This is a genomic window from Deinococcus aerolatus, assembly GCF_014647055.1.
Classification (GTDB): Bacteria; Deinococcota; Deinococci; order Deinococcales; family Deinococcaceae; genus Deinococcus; species Deinococcus aerolatus.
On sequence record NZ_BMOL01000008.1, the window covers coordinates 14890 to 30870 of the forward strand.

Sequence of the window (15981 nt, forward strand, 5' to 3'; positions counted from 1 at the left end):
GGCAACGCCCAAGACAGCTTCAGTTCGGTCCTGTGCTGCAGGCCGGGGGCGGCGGTTTACACTGGCCCACACATGAACCCCCTGGCGACACTCCTGACGCTTACGCTGGCTGCCTCGGCAGCGGCGCAGACCCTTCCTGCCTCCCTGTATGTTGCCCCACTCGCGGCGCTGACGCAGACCGCTCCCGCCGCACAGGCGGCGGCCCAGCCGATTCCCAAGAACGTGCTGCGCGTGCGTTACCTGCGCCCCGATGGCCGGTACGACGGCTGGGGCCTGCACGTCTGGGAGGGCGCCGCCAACCCTACCGAATGGGCCGCGCCGCTGAAATACACAGGCGTGGACGCGGGCGGCGCGTACTGGGACGTGCCGCTGAAGGACGGCGCGGCCAAAGTCGGTTTTATCGTTCACAAGGGCGACGAGAAGGACCCCGGTGCGGATTTCTTTGCCGAGCCCGCCAGGGGCCGTGAGGTGCTGGTCCGCAGCGGCAAGGCTGACTTCGCCTACGTGGCGCAGGAGACCCCTGTGCCCCCCAACACCGCCCGCATCAATTATTACCGCCCGGACGGCAAATACGAAGGCTGGGGCCTGCATGTGTGGGAGGACACCACCAAGCCCACCGAGTGGGCCGCGCCGCTGAACCAGACAGGAAAAAATGACTTCGGCGTGTACTGGGACGTGCCGATGAAACCCGACTGGAAGAAACTGAATTTTATCGTCCACAAGGGCGACGAGAAGGACCCTGGCCCCGACATGTCCCTGACTGCGGAGAAGGGCAATCAGGCGTGGATGGTCAGCGGCAACGCGGCCGTCAACACCACCCGGCCCGACACCAGCGTGCGGCAGACGGGTGACCTGAGGAAGCAGGGGGCGATCATGCTGGGGCGGGACACCCTGGCCGTCAAGCCGGGCTTCGCGCAGCCGGGCGCCCTGCTGACCCTGCACGCCGCGCCCGACGCCTCGCTGAAGCTGACCCCGGCGGGCGTGGACGGCGGCACGACGCTCACGCTGGAGGCGGTGGCGGGCGGCCTGACCCCGGCCCTGAAGGCCCGGGTGCCGTACCTGGCGAACTACACGCTGCTGCGGGTGCGCGCCGAGGACCGGGGCAGGATCGAGGCGGCGCTCAGGGGTCAGCTTGCCGTGTCGGCGGTGATGCCGGACGGCACTGTGCTGGACGCGACCGGCGTGCAGACGGCCTGGGCGCTGGATGACCTGTACGCCTACAGCGGGCCGCTGGGCGTGGCCTGGGCCGGCGGCAAGCCCACTGTGCGCGTCTGGGCGCCCACGGCGCAGGACGTGAAGCTGCGGCTGAGCGACGCGGACGGCAGGAACGAGAAGACGGTGGCCATGACCCGCGACGCCAGGGGCGTGTGGACGGCGGCGGGCGACGCCAGTTGGAAGGGGCGCGCCTACCTGTTTGAAACGAAGGTCTTTGCGCCCACGACGGGAAAAATTGAGACCAATCTCGTGACCGATCCGTATTCCGTGGGCCTGACGCTGAACAGCACGCGCAGCCTCCTGATCGATCTGAACGACGCCGCCCAGAAGCCCGCCGGGTGGGACGCCCTCAAGAAGCCTGCGCTGCGCTCCGTGAACGACCTGAGTTTCTATGAACTGCACCTGCGCGATTTCAGCGCCGCCGATGCGACGGTTCCGGCAGCGCAGCGCGGCACATATCTGGCCTTTTCCCAGAGCGGCAGCAACGGCATGAAACACCTCAAGGCACTGGCCGACGCGGGCCTCAAGGCCGTTCACCTGCTGCCCACCTTCGATATCGCCACCATCAACGAGGACAAATCGCAGTGGAAGTCACCGGGTGATCTGGGCAAATTTCCCTCCAACAGCGACGGGCAGCAGAAGGCCGTGACCGCGGTCAAGGACGCCGACGCCTACAACTGGGGCTACGATCCCTACCACTACATGGTGCCGGAGGGCAGTTACGCTGTGAAGGCGGACGAGCGCACCCGGGAGTACCGCCAGATGGTCATGGCGCTGAACGCCGCCGGGTTGCGGGTGGTGCAGGACGTGGTGTTCAACCACACCAACGCGGCGGGGCAGGCCGAGCGAAGCGTGCTGGACAAAATTGTGCCCGGCTATTACCACCGCCTGAACGTGGACGGCGCGGTGGAGAACAGCACCTGCTGCTCGAACACCGCCACCGAACACCCCATGATGCGGCGGTTGATGATCGACACGCTGGTGCTGACCGCAAAAGCCTACAAGGTGGACGGCTTCCGGTTCGACCTGATGGGCCACCACATGGTGGAGGACATGAAAGCGGCGCGGGCGGCGCTGGACGCCCTGACCCTGCAGGACGACGGCGTGAACGGCAAGCAGATCTACCTGTACGGCGAGGGCTGGGACTTTGGCGAGGTGCAGGGCGGCAAGCGCGGCCTGAATGCCACCCAGATCAACATGTTCGGGCAGGGCATCGGCACTTTCAATGACCGCATTCGCGACGCGGTGCGCGGCGGCAACCCCTTTGGCGGCCTGCAGGAGCAGGGCTTCGCCACCGGACTGGTGGGCCTGCCCAATGGACAGCCGGGCAACACCGATATGGCCAGGCTGCTTCAGCTTTCTGACCTGATCCGGGTAGGACTGACCGGCAACCTGCGCGATTACAAATTCACGAACGCGGCTGGGCAAACGGTGACGGGCGCGGGCGTCAGGTACGGTGATGCGCCCGCCGGCTACGCGGCCAGCCCGCGTGAGACCATCAACTACGCCAGCGCGCACGACAACCAGACCCTGTTCGACGCGGTGCTGCTTAAGGCCCCGCAAAACGCCACAGGGGCGCAGCGCACGCGCATGCAGAACCTCGCCAACAGCATCATTCTGCTGGGCCAGGGGCTGCCGTTCAGCACCTCGGGCGACGACCTGTTGCGCTCCAAGAGCTTCGATACCGACAGCTACAACAGCGGCGACTGGTTCAATACGATTGACTGGACCGGTCAGACCAACGGCTTTGGCCGTGGCCTGCCGCCCGCCGAGAAGAACGGGGACAATTGGAACCTGTATCGCCCGATTCTGGGCACCGCGGCCCTCAAACCCAGCCCAGCCGATATCCAGCGGGCCTTCGACGCCTACCGCGATTTCCTGCGGGTGCGCTATTCCTCGGAGCTGTTCCGCATGGGCACGGCGGCCCAGGTGCAGCAGGGCCTGACCTTCCTGAACACTGGCTCCAAGCAGATTCCCGGCGTGATCGCCATGAAGCTCAGCGGGGCGGTGGGTGCCACCAACCCCTACAAAAACATTGTGGTGGTCTTCAACGGTAGCGGCAAGCCCGTGACCGTGACCGACGCGAAACTGGCGGGTCTGAAGCTGGGGCTGCACCCCGCCCTGGCTGCCAGCACCGATGCCATCGTCAAGACCAGCAAATACGCCGGGAACGGCGTGACCGTGCCAGGCCTGACGACGGCGGTGTTCGTCGGCAAGTGAGCCAGCACCAAGGAGTCTGAAGCCGCTGCTGGAGGCGGACGTGAACGTGCTGGCCGAGGGAAGCGGTCATTCGGCACCTATGGCGTTTCGGAGATTGAGGCGTTGTTGCCCGTGGCCGACGCGGTGGTGGTCCACTGCCAGACCCTGCGCGAGACCAGCCATGCCCGCTTTCGCGCCCGTGCTGGAGCGGACCGCCACCCGGCCCACCGCGACGCCGAGCTTCTTCAGGATCTGCGGGACAATCCTTCGCGCTGGGCGCATTTCGAGCGGCCGGTGGCGCTGGACCTCCCGGTACTGATCGTGGACACCGAACACGGCTATCGGCCCGAACAGGAGGACATTCTGAACTTTGTCCGCAGGCGCGGACAGCGCTAATCAGTGACACATAGGGCTGTCTGACGCTGCGGCGGTGGAGAGTCCACCACATGAAGGCCAGCTCAGGAAAGTGGCAAACGCAAATCAGCCTCTGCCCCTTTAAATGAGAAATCTGAGGGAAGGCGGCACAAAGTCCTGTCCCTCTCTGGCATTAGCCTTGCTTTTGTATCCAGAACCCCGAAATACACTCGGTGCCGTTCCCACATCCTATTGATGTTCCTCCGGAGGTTTTCCATGAAAGTAACCACCCTGACCCGTTCCACCCTGGCCGTGCTGGCCGCTTCGCTGCTGGCTGCCGCCTCGGCCAAGCCCATCGTGGTGGGTAGCAAACTCGACCCCGAGGCACAGATACTGGGCCAGATGATCCTGCTGACCCTCAAGAACGCGGGCCTGGACACCACCGACCGGACCAACCTGGGCGACACTGGCGTGAACCGCAAGGCGATTCTGGCCGGCGAAATCGACGTGTACCCCGAATACACCGGCAACGCGGTCTACCTGTTCCCGGCGTCCAAGATCACGCCCAAGCAGGCAGGCAATCCCGGGACCATCTACGGGCTGGCGCGGCAGCTGGACAGCAAGAATGGCATCACTTGGCTCAAGCCGGCCAACGTGAACAATACCTGGGTGATCTCGGTGCCGCAGAAACTGGCGACGGCCGAGAAACTCAAGAGCGTGGCGGATCTGGCGAAGTACGTCAACAAGGGCGGCAAGTTCAAGATCGCGGGCAGCCCCGAGTACTTCAACCGTCCCGATACCTTCCCGGCCTTCGAGGCGGCCTACGGCTTCAAGCTCAAGCCCGATCAGAAGCTGGTGCTGGCCGGCGCGACGCCCCCACAGGCGCAGCAGGCCGCCAGCAACGGCACCAACGGCGTGAACGCGGCGATGGCCTACGGCACTGACGGCACCCTGGCCGCCCTGAACATGGTGGCACTGACCGATCCCAAGGGCGCGCAGTTCGTGTACCAGCCCGCGCCGATCATCCGCACCAGCACGCTGAAGGACAACCCGCAGGTGGAAGCCGCGCTGAACAAAGTGTTCGCCACCCTGACCGCCGGCACCCTGCAGGGCCTGAATGCCAAGGTGGCGCTGGAAGGCCGCACCCCGCAGGCCGTGGCGCAGGAATACCTGAAGTCCAAGAACCTGATCAAGTAACGCTGCGTGGACAGTGGGGCGGGCGGTGCCAGAGGAAAGGGCACCGCCCGCCTGATTTTTGGTCCCCACCCTTGCTCAACAAACTGTAAAGCGCACCGGAGGCCATAGCGGCTGGCCCTCCGGAATGATGGGACTGTTTTCCCGCCTGTTGCCACTCTCTTTGCCCGGAGGACACTGCTCCTGACCATGCTGACCGTATGACCACCTCCACCCGTGTCCCCGTGCCGTCGGAGGTCAGGCCGCGCCGATGGTCGGCCGCGCCGGACGTGCAGCTGATTTTCGGGCTGGGCGGCGTGCTGATGCTAGCCGCGTGTTTTCTGCCGTGGGCGCTGCTGCGGCCCAACCGGCTGGCAGCAGGCGTGTACCTGGGCCTGCCTGCCGTGTGGATGGTGGCAGGGGCGCTGCTCGCGCTGGCCGTTCCGCTGTCGGCCCGGTTTCTGCCCCGCCTCACGCCTGTGCTGTGCGGCGCGGCCCTGGCCCTGGGCTTTTACCTGCTGGGCGCCCGGATGACCGCCGCCATGATCGAACAGCCCGAATTCGCGCGGGCCAGCGCCAGCAGTGGGGTGTGGGTGTGGCTGCTGGGCGCCGGGATTGCCGTGTATGGAGCTGGCCAGCTGGCCCTGCAGCAGCGCTTCTGGAACGGGCTGTCGTGGCTGTGGCTGCCGGTGCTGGCCGTCCTGGCGCTGACCGGGCAGCTGAACGACTGGTCTGTGCTGCGTGAGCTGGACGCTCAGCAGGCCCGCTTCCTGCAGGAGGTGGGACAGCACCTGAAGCTGGTGCTGACCGGCCTGGGGCTGGCGGTGCTGATCGGGGCGCCGCTGGCGGTGTGGGCCTCGCGGCGGCCCCGTGCGGCGGACGCGGTGCTGGGGTTTGCCAATGGCGTCCAGACCATTCCCAGCCTGGCGCTGCTGGGGCTGCTGATTGCGCCGCTGGGGGCACTGGCCAGCGCGCTGCCCTTCCTGCGGCAAGTCGGCGTGAGCGGCATCGGCACGGCCCCGGCGCTGACTGCGCTGACGCTGTACGCGCTGCTGCCGGTGCTGAGAAACGGACTGGTGGCGCTGCGCGGTGTGTCGCCCGGCGCACTGGACGCCGCACGCGGCATGGGCATGACCGACAACCAGCGGTTCTGGCGGGTGCAACTGCCGCTGGCGCTGCCGGTGTGGCTGGCGGGCATCCGGCAGGCGGCGGTGCTGCTGGTGGGGGTGGCCAGCATCGCGCAGCTGATCGGCGCGGGCGGGCTGGGCTATTTCATCTTCAGCGGTCTGCAAACGGCCGCCAGCGATTTAATCCTGCTGGGCGCCATTCCCGCTGCCCTGCTGGCGATTGGCGTGGACGCCCTGCTGCGCGGCCTGGAAGTGCTGCTGGCCCGGCAGTGGGGGAGAGGGTGAGCAGGGGTGTGTGGTCTGGCCTGCGGGCTGCGGGAAAAGCCGCCTGCGGTCTGCCTCCGGCCTCCTCTCGTCATCAACCCTCGACTCCCAACTTTCCCCCGCCCGGAGCCGCCCATGATTGAACTCCAGAATCTGGAAAAGAAGTATGTCAACGAGACCTCCGGCGAGACGTTCTACGCTGTCAGGAACCTGAGCCTCACCTTTCCGGACGGCAAGATCACGGCGCTGCTGGGGCCTTCGGGTTGCGGCAAGACCACTACGCTGCGGATGATCAACCGCCTGACCGAGCCGACGGGAGGCCAGATTCTGCTGGACGGGCAGGACATCATGGCCCAGCGCCCGGAGGACCTGCGGCGGCAGATCGGCTACGTGATTCAACAGATCGGGCTGTTTCCTCACCTGAGCGTGGTGCAGAACGTCGCCACCGTGCCGGACCTGCTGGGCCGCCCGAAGGCGCAGACCCGCGAGCGGGCGCGGGAACTGCTGGCGCTGGTGGGCCTGGAACCGGGGCAGTTCGCGGACAAGCACCCGCACGAGCTGTCCGGCGGGCAGGCGCAGCGGGTGGGCGTGGCGCGGGCGCTGGCCGCCGATCCCCCGGTGCTGCTGATGGACGAACCCTTCGGGGCGCTGGATCCGCTGGCCCGTGACAAGTTGCAGGAGGCGTTTTTGGACATTCAGCGCCGCCTGCAAAAAACCATTGTGCTGGTCACCCACGACATCGACGAGGCGCTGCGGCTGGGCGACCGGGTGGCCCTGCTGAACGCCGGGGAGCTGGCGCAGTTCGGCACCCCCAATGAGCTGGTGCGCCACCCCGAGAGCGAGTTCGTGCGGCAGTTCCTGGGCGAGGACGCGCTGCTGCGTCAGCTGGCGGGCCTGACCGCCTCGCAACTGGCCCAGCCGGGAGACGGCACCGGCCTGCCACAGATCAGCGGTTCGCTGAATGTCCGCAGCGCCCTGAGCGTCATGCTGGGCCAGCGGTCCGACGCCCTGGCGGTGCTGGACGCGGACGGGCAGGTGCAGGGTGTGCTGACGTGGCAGATGCTGGAGGCGGCGGGATGAGGGCAGCCGCATGACCGTCGCCCGCGCCGCCGGGACGCGCCGCCCGGTCTCGGCTTTTCTGCCCGCCCTGCTGTGGCCCGCGCTGCTGCTGGTCTGCCTGATTCCGGGCGTGCTGTCCAGCCTGTTCGCACCGCTGTCGGCGGGGATTCCGCCGGACACCGGGGGGCGGCCCCTGTGGCAGCTCACGCTGATCCACCTGCAACTGGTGCTGGGCGCGGAGCTGATCGTGCTCTTGATCGGCGTGCCGCTGGCGGTGTTTGTGACCCGTCCGGGCCGCGCTGCCCTGATGCGCCTGACCGAGACGATCACCGGATTGGGTCAGACCGTCCCCACCATTGCCATCCTTGCGCTGGCCGTGCCGACGCTGGGGCTGGGCCTGCCGCCCACCGTGCTGGGGCTGGTGCTGTACGGGCTGGTGCCGGTGGTGTCCAACGGCATTGCGGGCCTGCTGGCGGTAGATCAGGGGGTGCTGGACGCCGCACGCGGCGTGGGCATGACCGCCCGTCAGCGCCTGATGCGGGTGGAACTGCCCCTGAGCCTCCCGGTGCTAATGGCCGGCGTCCGCACCAGCACGGTCTACAACGTCGGCACCGCCACCATCGGCGCGGCGCTGGGCGCGGGCGGCCTGGGCAGCCTGATCATCAACGGGCTGTCTCAGCAGAACACCGGGCTGGTGCTGATCGGCGCGGTTCTGGCCGGCTTGCTGGCCCTGAGCCTGGACGCGCTGCTGGCCCTGGTCTCGCCGGACGGACGCTAGCCCCCCTTCCAGATGTTGACCTGTCGGCACCGCCACCCCGCCCTAGAATGCCCGGCATGCGGATTCGTCTCGACCCCTGGCCGGTAGACACCCAGGATGGCCAACTGACCCTCAAGCCCTTTGCCGGGCTGGTCTTCAACGCCGAAACAGAGGTATGGGCCGCCATCGCGCCGCGTGAGATTCCCTCCAGGCTTCGGCGCGTGCTGGTGGTGGACGGCAAACCGCGCATGGAGGCCCGCCTGCTGCTGGACGACGAGGCGGGCGGCCTGAGCCTGGCCGGATTTGGGGCCTTTGTGGCGGGCGCGGTGGACCTGTGCCCGCACGGCACGCGGCAGGCCGAACTGTTGGAGGTGGCGGCCCAGCGCGTGCTGGCCTACAGCAGCGAGAGTGCGGCGACGGTACGGGCAGAACGCCTCAGCCCACGCAATCCGCACACCGGTCGGCTGGAATACACGCCGCACGTCTTCAGTGGCAGCGGGTTGGAAGGCGCGAAGAGCAAGGTGCAGCGCCTGATGCTGGACGCGGAGGCCGAACTCAGCCACCGGCTGGCCTCGGCCCTGCCGCTGGACGATTCAGACCCCAATGCCCTGCCCGACACGCTGGTCCTGCAGGACGGCCCGGTGCGCATCGGCGGCGCGGGGCGCGCGGTGCTGGGCTACGTCAAGACCCTGCACACCGACTACCTGGGCGCAGACCGGATTGGTCTGCTGGGCACCCTGAAGCCCGGCGAACGCACCCCGGTGCTGCGCTTCCGGGTCGGCGATCAGGGAGGTGAACAGGGCAGTGAGGGCCGTGAGCAGCGCTTTACGTGGTACGTGCGCCTGTGCGATCCGCCGTTCTACCAGCACCCGCTGGCTGGGGTGATGCGGCTGGAAATGCACGCCCCCGAGGACAGCGACTTCGTGCCGCGCGGTGTGCTGGACATTGCCAACCTGTCGGGCCGGCTGCTGTGTAAGTTGGCAAGCCAGCCCCATAAGGATGCCCGCGCGCCGCAGAACCTGATTCCCACCGCCGCGCTGGAGCAGGCGATGGGCCGCGCGATGGGCAGTGCCGAGCTGGTCACGCGCCGGATCCGCTCGCATCTGGCGCGCGAACTGGGCCACGTGGCCCTTGAGGGGGCGGTGGCATGACCGGCATCTCTGGGGCCCGGATTGGCATGGTGCTGGGAACCGAGGACGTGACGCCCACCGTCTTCTGGTTCGCCGTGAGCGCAGGCGCGAGCGTACAACTCGATGACCTGGTGGTGGTGGAAACCCTGAAGCCCGATGGTCGCCCGGTGCGGTTCTACGGGCTGGTGGACAACGTCCGCAAGCGCCACGAGGGCGTGACTTTCGAGTCGGACGTGGAGGACGTGGTGGCCGGCATCCTGCCCGCCAGCGTCAGCTACGCGGCGCGGGTGCTGGTGACGCGGGTGGACCCCGAGAACTTCATTCCGCCGCAGCCGGGCGACACGGTGCGGCACGCACGTGGCGATGACCTGAAGATGGCCCTCAGCGCCGACAAGATGGGGCAGGCCAGCTTTCCCGGCGGGCTGCTGGCGGACGGGCAGCCGTTGCCCCTCAACTTCCGCTTCGTCAACGGCGAGAGTGGCGGGCACATCAATATCTCCGGCATCTCGGGGGTGGCCACCAAGACCAGTTACGCCCTCTTTTTGCTGCACAGCATCTTCCGCAGCGGCGTGATGGACCGCGTGGCGCAGGAGAGCGGCGGGCGCATGGCAGGCAGTTCCGGCGGACGGGCCATCATCTTCAACGTCAAGGGCGAGGACCTGCTGTTCTTGGATAAACCCAACAGCAAGGTGGTGAAAAAGGAGGCCGAGGCCAGCGCCAACAAGGGCTTCGCCGGGGACCGCTACGCCCTGCTGGGCCTGCCGATGACCCCCTTCCGCGATACCCAGTTCCTGGCCCCGCCGCGCGCCGGCGCGGCAGGCAGCGCGATTGTCCCGCACACCGACCAGCGTTCCGAGGGCGTGACCCCGTTCGTCTTCACCCTGCGCGAGTTCTGCGCCAACCGCCTGCTGCAATACGTCTTCTCGGACGCCGGCAGCAGCCTGAACCTGGGCTTCGTGATCGGCAACATCGAGGAAAAACTGTTCCGGCTGGCCGGGACGCAGACCGGTGGGGGCACCGGGCTGAAGGTGGACGACTGGCAGGTGGACCTGAGCGAGACCCCGCCCGAGGACCTGGAATTCGGCGACCTGGGCGGCGTGAACCTGCGCACCTTCGAGCAGCTGATCTCGTACATCGAGTTCAAGCTCCTGGAAGACCGCGACGGCGAGGGCGATCCCAAGTGGGTCCTGAAGCAGGCCCCCGGCACCTTGCGGGCCTTTACCCGGCGGCTGCGCGGCGTGCAGAAGCACCTGACCCCCCTGATTCGCGGTGACCTGAGCGAGGCCGAGGCCAACCGCTACCGCCCCAACCTGCTGAGCGGCGCGCAGTTGAGCGTGGTGGACATTCACAACCTGTCCGGCCCGGCGCAGATGTTCGTGGTGGGCGTGTTGCTGCGGCAGGTCTTCGACCATAAGGAAAAGTACGGACGGCAGGACACCGTCTTTGTGGTGCTGGACGAGCTGAACAAGTACGCCCCACGCGACGACGGCAGCCCCATCAAGGACATCCTGCTGGAGATTGCCGAGCGCGGGCGTTCGCTGGGCATCATTCTCATCGGCGCGCAGCAAACGGCTTCCGAGGTAGAGCGGCGTATCGTCTCCAACGCCGCCATCCGTGTGGTGGGCCGCCTGGATCTGGCGGAAGCCGAGCGCCCCGAGTACCGTTTCCTGCCCCAGAGCTTCCGCGCCCGCGCCGGCATCCTGCAGCCCGGCACCATGCTGGTGTCGCAGCCGGACGTGCCCAACCCCGTGCTGGTCAACTATCCCTTTCCGGCCTGGGCCACCCGTGGCGACGAGGTGGACGATCTGGCGGGCCGCAACGTGGTGGAGGTGGGAGACGACTGGCTGCGCTGAGCCGGGAGGGGCACAGCCAGCAGAAAACGCCCGTCCGGGCGTCAGATACGGCCGCTGAGGATTCAGGGCGGGGAAGACGGTCAGGTGATGGGAAACGGCGCCCGTCTCCCCCTGCTACAGCTGCTGCACCAGGATCGGCGTCGTGGTGGGCTGTTCGCTGCCGCCGGGCGGCTCCACGCTGACGGCCAGGGTCAGGCCATTGGGGGCCTCCGGCACCAGCGTGCCCTGACCGTCGATCACGCCCAGCGACACCGGGGCGCCGCCCTCAATCTTCCACAGCTGGTACACGCGGTCCTCTGGCGGGGCAGCGCTGAGGTACAGGAAGGCGCTGCCGTCCTGCAGGCGCACCACCTGACCAATCTGCGTCTGATCCGGGCCGGTCAGCGGCTGACTGACCGCACCGGGCATGCCCGCGTAACGGGTCAGCGGATCGGTGGGTGGGCGTAGCGCGAAGAACAGGGCCAGGGCGGCGGCCAGCCCCAGGGCACCCAGCCCCAGGGTCCAGGGCCTGCGGCCCGCGTCCACCTCAGCCGAGGGCTCCTGGGGCTGAGCCGGCGGGAGGGGGATGGCTGGCGGCGCGGCCTGGGCCTCGGCACGCAGCCGCGCCATCAGGCGGTCGGCGGCCCCAGGGGGCACCTGACCGGGCGGCAGCAGTTCGGGCAGGGCGTGCAGCGCCGCCAGGTCACTGTTGTACTCGGCCAGCAACCCGGGGTCGGCCTGAAGGGCGGACTGAACACGCGCCTCCTCCTGGGGGGAGAGAACCCCCAGGGCCAGGGCGATCAGATCGTCTCGTTGGATGCTCATGCGTGTTCACCTGCCTCGTATGGACGTCATTCGGACCCAGGGTTGCAGTCCTAATGCAGAAGAAAAGAGAGTGTCATAACGTTCCGGAAGGGCCCAGGCTGGCCTTCATGCGGCCCAGCGCCGTGCGCAGCCGGGATTTTACAGTGCCTACCGGCAGGTTGAGCAGTTCGGCCAGCTGGCTGTGGGTGTAGCCCCGGTAATATGCCAGTTCGATCAGCTGCCGCTGGTCTGTGTCCAGCCCCTGTACTGCCTGCTCGGCCATCAGCCGGTCGGTGGGATCGGCGGCGGCGGTGGGCGCGTCCCAGTCCTCGATTTCCAGCGGGGTCTGGGGACGGTCACGCAGCTCCTGCAAGAAGCGGTGGTGGGCAATGCTGATCAGCCAGGTCTTGACGCTGGCCCGTGAGGCATCGAAGCGTGCTGCGTGCTTCCAGGCGTTCATAAAAGCGTCCTGGACACAGCTTTCCACGTCGTCGGTCTGGCGCAGCATCCGGTGGCCCAGGGCGTACAGCAGGCGGGCGTAACGTTCATGCAGCTCTCGCAGGGCGTCTTCCTGCCCACCCGCCATCGCCTGGAGCAGCGCCGCGTCGGGAGCATCGGGGGGAAGGATGGGGAGGCTCATGGGGTAAAAGTCACCCTATCAAGGGTCAGGACCCGTAAAGTTTCATCAGTGTTGGGACAACTTTATCGATTGTGGCCGATCTGGTCCGACTCAGGCTTCCGCGTTGCGCTGCGGGGTCACGGCGGCGGCGCTGAGGGGAATGTTGGCGGGCTGGGCCACCGTCACCGGTTGCTCGACGACAGGGGAGGCGACGATGGTGGCTCCGTCCAGCTCGGCCTTGAGGCCCTGGGTGCTCTTGCGGAATTCGCGCAGGCCGTGGCCTAGGCTCTTGCCCAGTTCGGGCAGCTTGCGGGGGCCAAAGACCAACAGGGCGACAAGGAGAATCACGATCAGTTCTGCGGGGCCGATGTTGGGCATAGGATTTATCTCCTGAAGGTGTGGCAGTGGGGAACAGAGCAGGGGACGGGCCGCCCGAAGGCCAGCCGGCGTCCCCTGAGGACGGGTGGAACGGTTGTGCGTGTGCCTTATTTAGGCAGCAATGGCCCAACAATGGCCGACACGGTGGCCATGTCCAGCGGCTTCCAGAAGTCGGTGGGGGTAGGCGAGTAGTTCAGGTTGAAATTGCTGGTATCGGTGACGTTTTCGCCGCCCACAGGCTGCGGGGCAATCGACGTCTGCAGGTTGGCGTTGGTGTGGCCCAGCTGACGGCGCAGTTCCTGAATGCCGCTGGCGTGGTTGGCCTCCACGGCCAGAATGCTGGCGGCAGCGGTTAGCAGAGCGGCGGCCTGAATCTTGTCGGCCTGGCCCAGGTAGGCGCGCACGCCGATGGGCTCGAAGACGGCGGCCAGCGTCAGGAACAGCTCGTCGTTGATGGTCTTGGCGCTGCCGTCCGCATTGGTCAGCAGCGGCTTGAAGTCAATGTTGGGCTTGGAGATCGGCGTCGCGCCGAGGCTCTTGATGGTGTCCTGCAAGACCGTGACATGGGCGTTTTCGTGGGCGGCCACCTGATCGGCGTAGGCCTTGACGCGGGCATTGGTCAGCTTGGAGTTCTGCGGCCCGCCGGTCTTGAACAGGTTGTAGAACTCGGCTTCCAGGTACTCCAGCAGCAGCGCGTAATTCAGGATATCGATGTCCTGCTGCGGGCTCTTGGTGGTCACGCTGGTGGCGGCCAGGGCGGTCATGTTCACGCCGCCGAGCATCACGGCACCTGCGCCGGCTCCGGCGAATTTCAGGAACGAACGGCGGTTGGGGGTGGGGGTAGTCATGTGGGATTCTCCTCTGGAGTCACGGGAACGAGGTTCAGGCGGCCTGCTGGATGGGCCGTTTACTTGATGACCGGCTTGACGATCTCCAGAACCTGAGCCATGGTCAGTTCCTTCCACAGGGCCGTGGGCGTCGGAGAGTAGTCGGCGTCGAAGTCGCCGGCCGCCAGGCTCGTGGGCTTGGCCACGCTCTGGGGGGCGATATCGGTCTGGCGAAGCGCATTCTTGTTGTGACCGAGCTTCACGCGCAGTTCCTGCACGGCCGACACATGGTTGGCCTCCACAGCGTGGATTGCTCCAGCGACGGCGATCAGTTCGGGGTTGCTCAGGCGGGCCACCTGACCCAGGTAGGCGCGGACGCCAATCGGCTCGAAGGTGGCGGCCAGTGCCAGAAACAGCTCATCGTTGATGGGCTTGTTGCCGATCAGCGGGCTGAAATCGAAGGTGGGCTTGGCGACCGGGGTGCCTTTCAGGTTAAGGATGGTCTGCTTCAACGCCGCAACATGGGAGTTCTCGTGCGCCGCGATTTCCTTGGCGTACTGCTTGACCTGCGGGTCACTCAGCTTGGACGCATTCACGCCATTGCCAGTGAACTGGTTGTAGAAATCCGCTTCCAGGTACTCCAGCGTCAGGGCGTAATTCAGGATTTCGAGGTCCTGCTTTTCCGCAGCGGTCATGGGTTTGGGCGTGGGGGCCGGGTTGCAGGCCACCAGTGCGGTGCCTGCCCCGGCCAGTCCCAGGTAGCCCATGAAGTGGCGGCGGGATGTGCCCTTGCCCTGCGTGATCTCTGCGGCTGTCGTTTCTACGTTCTCCGGCATGAAAATCCTCCCTTGAGCGGCGTTGCTCGCCTATATGTCCCTCCAGACCTTGGCAGTCTGGGTGGGGGTCCGGCTCAGGCAGGTGGCCGCTGGGCCGCCCGCAGAACCTTCGCTCAGTTGGGTATATGCAGGGGGGGTAGGATCGGATCAGCGGACCGCGAAGCCTAAAGGGCAGGTGAAGGTCGGCCTGGCAACGGGGGCCAGCGCCTAGACTGTCCGGCGTGAACGACTCTGCTGCCACGGCGACACTGCATCTGGAGGCCACGCCGGGCCGGCTCGACGCTGCGCTGGCTGCGCTGACCGGTCACAGCCGGTCCCAGGTGGCGGCCTGGATTGCCGACGGCCGCGTGCAGGTAGACCACGAGGTGGCCCCAAAGCCCAGCCTCAAACTGCGCGGCGGCGAGGTGCTGACGGTGCAGGTGCCGCCCCCGCCCGAGGCGTCGGTGGAGGCCGAGCAGGTGCCGCTGGACGTGCTGTTCGAGGACGAGTTCCTGATTGCCGTGAACAAGCCGCCGGGCATGATCACCCACCCCGCGCCGGGCGTCCGCAGCGGCACGCTGGTCAATGCCTTGCTGGGGCGCATGGACCTGCCCCAGCAGACGGATTTTGACGGCGAGGGCGGCTACCGCCCCGGCATCGTGCACCGGCTGGACAAGGACACCAGCGGCGTGATCGTGGTGGCCAAGACCGTGGAGGCCCACGCCCGGCTGGCCGCCGCTTTCAAGGACCGCGACACCCGCAAGACCTATCTGGCCATTGCCGCCGGCACCTGGAAGGCGCAGCAGAAGGTTCAGATTGACGCGCCGGTGGGCCGCCACCCGGTGCAGCGCCAGCGCATGACCGTGGGCGGCGCGAACGCGCGGGATGCCCAGACCCTGTTCACGCCGCTGGTCGCTCACCCGGACGGGCATGGGCGCACGCTGACGCTGGTCCGCGCCCAGCCGCGCACGGGCCGCACCCACCAGATCCGCGTGCATCTGGCACATCTGGGCAGCCCGATTCTGGGCGACACGGTCTATGGCCGCCCCAGCGAGGTGATGCTTCGGCAGGCCCTGCACGCCCAGTTTCTGGCCCTGCCCCACCCCATGACCGGCGAGACCCTGCACCTGCACGCGCCCGCGCCGGATGATCTGCTGAGCGCGTGGGTGGGACTGGGCGGCACACTTCCCGACACCCTGGAAACCCTGGGCTGACGGATTCCTGGTCCTGCCCTCGGCGTGCTGCTGGCACTCGGCCCCGCGCCCAGGTCCGGCTGCGTATGGTGCACCAGCCTCGGCCGTTGGTGCAGCTGTCGGCGCAGTCCAGATTCAGGCGGATGCAGTGGGTCAGGTGCCCGGCGTGTTTGGTTTTGCCCAGGCCGGAGTGGGCGCGGGAGGTGCGGACCTGCGCGCACTCGAAACACGCGCT

The 15981-nt window shown here is 67.2% G+C and carries 14 protein-coding genes; 9 read left to right on the forward strand and 5 right to left on the reverse strand.

From position 1 onward, the window contains the following. Window positions 1-72 precede the first annotated feature (72 nt). From pulA to IEY31_RS09720, 8 genes are all read left to right on the forward strand, one after another. Complete coding sequence (gene pulA / locus IEY31_RS09685; protein WP_188971387.1) at window positions 73-3435, forward strand: pullulanase-type alpha-1,6-glucosidase; 3363 nt, start codon at window positions 73-75, stop codon at window positions 3433-3435. Window positions 3436-3537: 102 nt separating this feature from the next. Continuing rightward, window positions 3538-3810 carry a hypothetical protein gene (locus IEY31_RS09690; protein ID WP_188971389.1) on the forward strand — a complete coding sequence of 91 codons (273 nt, stop codon included), beginning with the start codon at window positions 3538-3540 and terminating at the stop codon, window positions 3808-3810. A gap of 234 nt (window positions 3811-4044) precedes the next feature. Continuing rightward, window positions 4045-4965 (forward strand): glycine betaine ABC transporter substrate-binding protein, encoded by a 921-nt coding sequence (locus IEY31_RS09695; protein ID WP_188971391.1) that lies wholly within the window; start codon window positions 4045-4047, stop codon window positions 4963-4965. 197 nt (window positions 4966-5162) lie between these two features. Then, window positions 5163-6353 carry an ABC transporter permease gene (locus IEY31_RS09700; protein ID WP_229723459.1) on the forward strand — a complete coding sequence of 397 codons (1191 nt, stop codon included), beginning with the start codon at window positions 5163-5165 and terminating at the stop codon, window positions 6351-6353. Window positions 6354-6467: 114 nt separating this feature from the next. Further along, window positions 6468-7412 (forward strand): ABC transporter ATP-binding protein, encoded by a 945-nt coding sequence (locus IEY31_RS09705; RefSeq protein WP_188971393.1) that lies wholly within the window; start codon window positions 6468-6470, stop codon window positions 7410-7412. A 10-nt stretch (window positions 7413-7422) separates the two neighbouring features. Continuing rightward, window positions 7423-8169 carry an ABC transporter permease gene (locus IEY31_RS09710; RefSeq protein ID WP_188971395.1) on the forward strand — a complete coding sequence of 249 codons (747 nt, stop codon included), beginning with the start codon at window positions 7423-7425 and terminating at the stop codon, window positions 8167-8169. A 56-nt stretch (window positions 8170-8225) separates the two neighbouring features. Beyond that, window positions 8226-9299, forward strand: a complete 1074-nt coding sequence (locus IEY31_RS09715) for a DNA double-strand break repair nuclease NurA (RefSeq protein WP_188971397.1) — start codon at window positions 8226-8228, stop codon at window positions 9297-9299. Then, the gene (locus IEY31_RS09720; protein WP_188971399.1) at window positions 9296-11131 is read left to right on the forward strand and encodes an ATP-binding protein; all 1836 of its coding nucleotides are present in this window, start codon (window positions 9296-9298) and stop codon (window positions 11129-11131) included. Before IEY31_RS09715 ends, IEY31_RS09720 begins: the two co-directional genes overlap by 4 nt. A 114-nt stretch (window positions 11132-11245) precedes the next feature. On the opposite strand, the gene IEY31_RS09725 is transcribed toward IEY31_RS09720, so the two are convergent. The 5 genes from IEY31_RS09725 to IEY31_RS09745 all read right to left on the reverse strand — a co-directional run bounded on the left by IEY31_RS09725 (window position 11246) and on the right by IEY31_RS09745 (window position 14574). Next, window positions 11246-11935 (reverse strand): anti-sigma factor, encoded by a 690-nt coding sequence (locus IEY31_RS09725; protein ID WP_188971401.1) that lies wholly within the window; start codon window positions 11933-11935, stop codon window positions 11246-11248. Between the two features lie 73 nt (window positions 11936-12008). Next, window positions 12009-12554 (reverse strand): RNA polymerase sigma factor, encoded by a 546-nt coding sequence (locus tag IEY31_RS09730; RefSeq protein WP_229723460.1) that lies wholly within the window; start codon window positions 12552-12554, stop codon window positions 12009-12011. 90 nt (window positions 12555-12644) lie between these two features. After that, window positions 12645-12911 carry a twin-arginine translocase TatA/TatE family subunit gene (tatA, locus tag IEY31_RS09735; protein WP_188971403.1) on the reverse strand — a complete coding sequence of 89 codons (267 nt, stop codon included), beginning with the start codon at window positions 12909-12911 and terminating at the stop codon, window positions 12645-12647. Window positions 12912-13018: 107 nt separating this feature from the next. Continuing rightward, window positions 13019-13759, reverse strand: coding sequence for a ferritin-like domain-containing protein (locus IEY31_RS09740; protein ID WP_188971405.1), 741 nt, complete (start codon window positions 13757-13759; stop codon window positions 13019-13021). Between the two features lie 59 nt (window positions 13760-13818). After that, window positions 13819-14574: a ferritin-like domain-containing protein gene (locus tag IEY31_RS09745; protein WP_188971407.1), complete on the reverse strand. Its 756-nt coding sequence runs from the start codon at window positions 14572-14574 to the stop codon at window positions 13819-13821. A gap of 221 nt (window positions 14575-14795) precedes the next feature. Here IEY31_RS09745 and IEY31_RS09750 point away from each other — a divergent pair, with 221 nt between their 5' ends. After that, on the forward strand, window positions 14796-15767 hold the full coding sequence (locus IEY31_RS09750) for an RluA family pseudouridine synthase (protein ID WP_188971409.1): 972 nt from the start codon (window positions 14796-14798) through the stop codon (window positions 15765-15767). The last annotated feature ends 214 nt before the right edge of the window (window positions 15768-15981 follow it).

Bases quoted from the DNA above. Each gene is read 5' to 3' on its own strand.
- pulA (WP_188971387.1), top strand. From the start codon at position 73: ATGAACCCCCTGGCGACACTCCTGACGCTTACGCTGGCTGCCTCGGCA.
- IEY31_RS09710 (WP_188971395.1), top strand. From the start codon at position 7,423: ATGACCGTCGCCCGCGCCGCCGGGACGCGCCGCCCGGTCTCGGCTTTT.
- IEY31_RS09730 (WP_229723460.1), bottom strand. From the start codon at position 12,554: ATGAGCCTCCCCATCCTTCCCCCCGATGCTCCCGACGCGGCGCTGCTC.
- IEY31_RS09700 (WP_229723459.1), top strand. From the start codon at position 5,163: ATGACCACCTCCACCCGTGTCCCCGTGCCGTCGGAGGTCAGGCCGCGC.
- IEY31_RS09715 (WP_188971397.1), top strand. From the start codon at position 8,226: ATGCGGATTCGTCTCGACCCCTGGCCGGTAGACACCCAGGATGGCCAA.
- IEY31_RS09695 (WP_188971391.1), top strand. From the start codon at position 4,045: ATGAAAGTAACCACCCTGACCCGTTCCACCCTGGCCGTGCTGGCCGCT.
- IEY31_RS09705 (WP_188971393.1), top strand. From the start codon at position 6,468: ATGATTGAACTCCAGAATCTGGAAAAGAAGTATGTCAACGAGACCTCC.
- IEY31_RS09740 (WP_188971405.1), bottom strand. From the start codon at position 13,759: ATGACTACCCCCACCCCCAACCGCCGTTCGTTCCTGAAATTCGCCGGA.
- IEY31_RS09725 (WP_188971401.1), bottom strand. From the start codon at position 11,935: ATGAGCATCCAACGAGACGATCTGATCGCCCTGGCCCTGGGGGTTCTC.
- IEY31_RS09745 (WP_188971407.1), bottom strand. From the start codon at position 14,574: ATGCCGGAGAACGTAGAAACGACAGCCGCAGAGATCACGCAGGGCAAG.
- IEY31_RS09720 (WP_188971399.1), top strand. From the start codon at position 9,296: ATGACCGGCATCTCTGGGGCCCGGATTGGCATGGTGCTGGGAACCGAG.
- tatA (WP_188971403.1), bottom strand. From the start codon at position 12,911: ATGCCCAACATCGGCCCCGCAGAACTGATCGTGATTCTCCTTGTCGCC.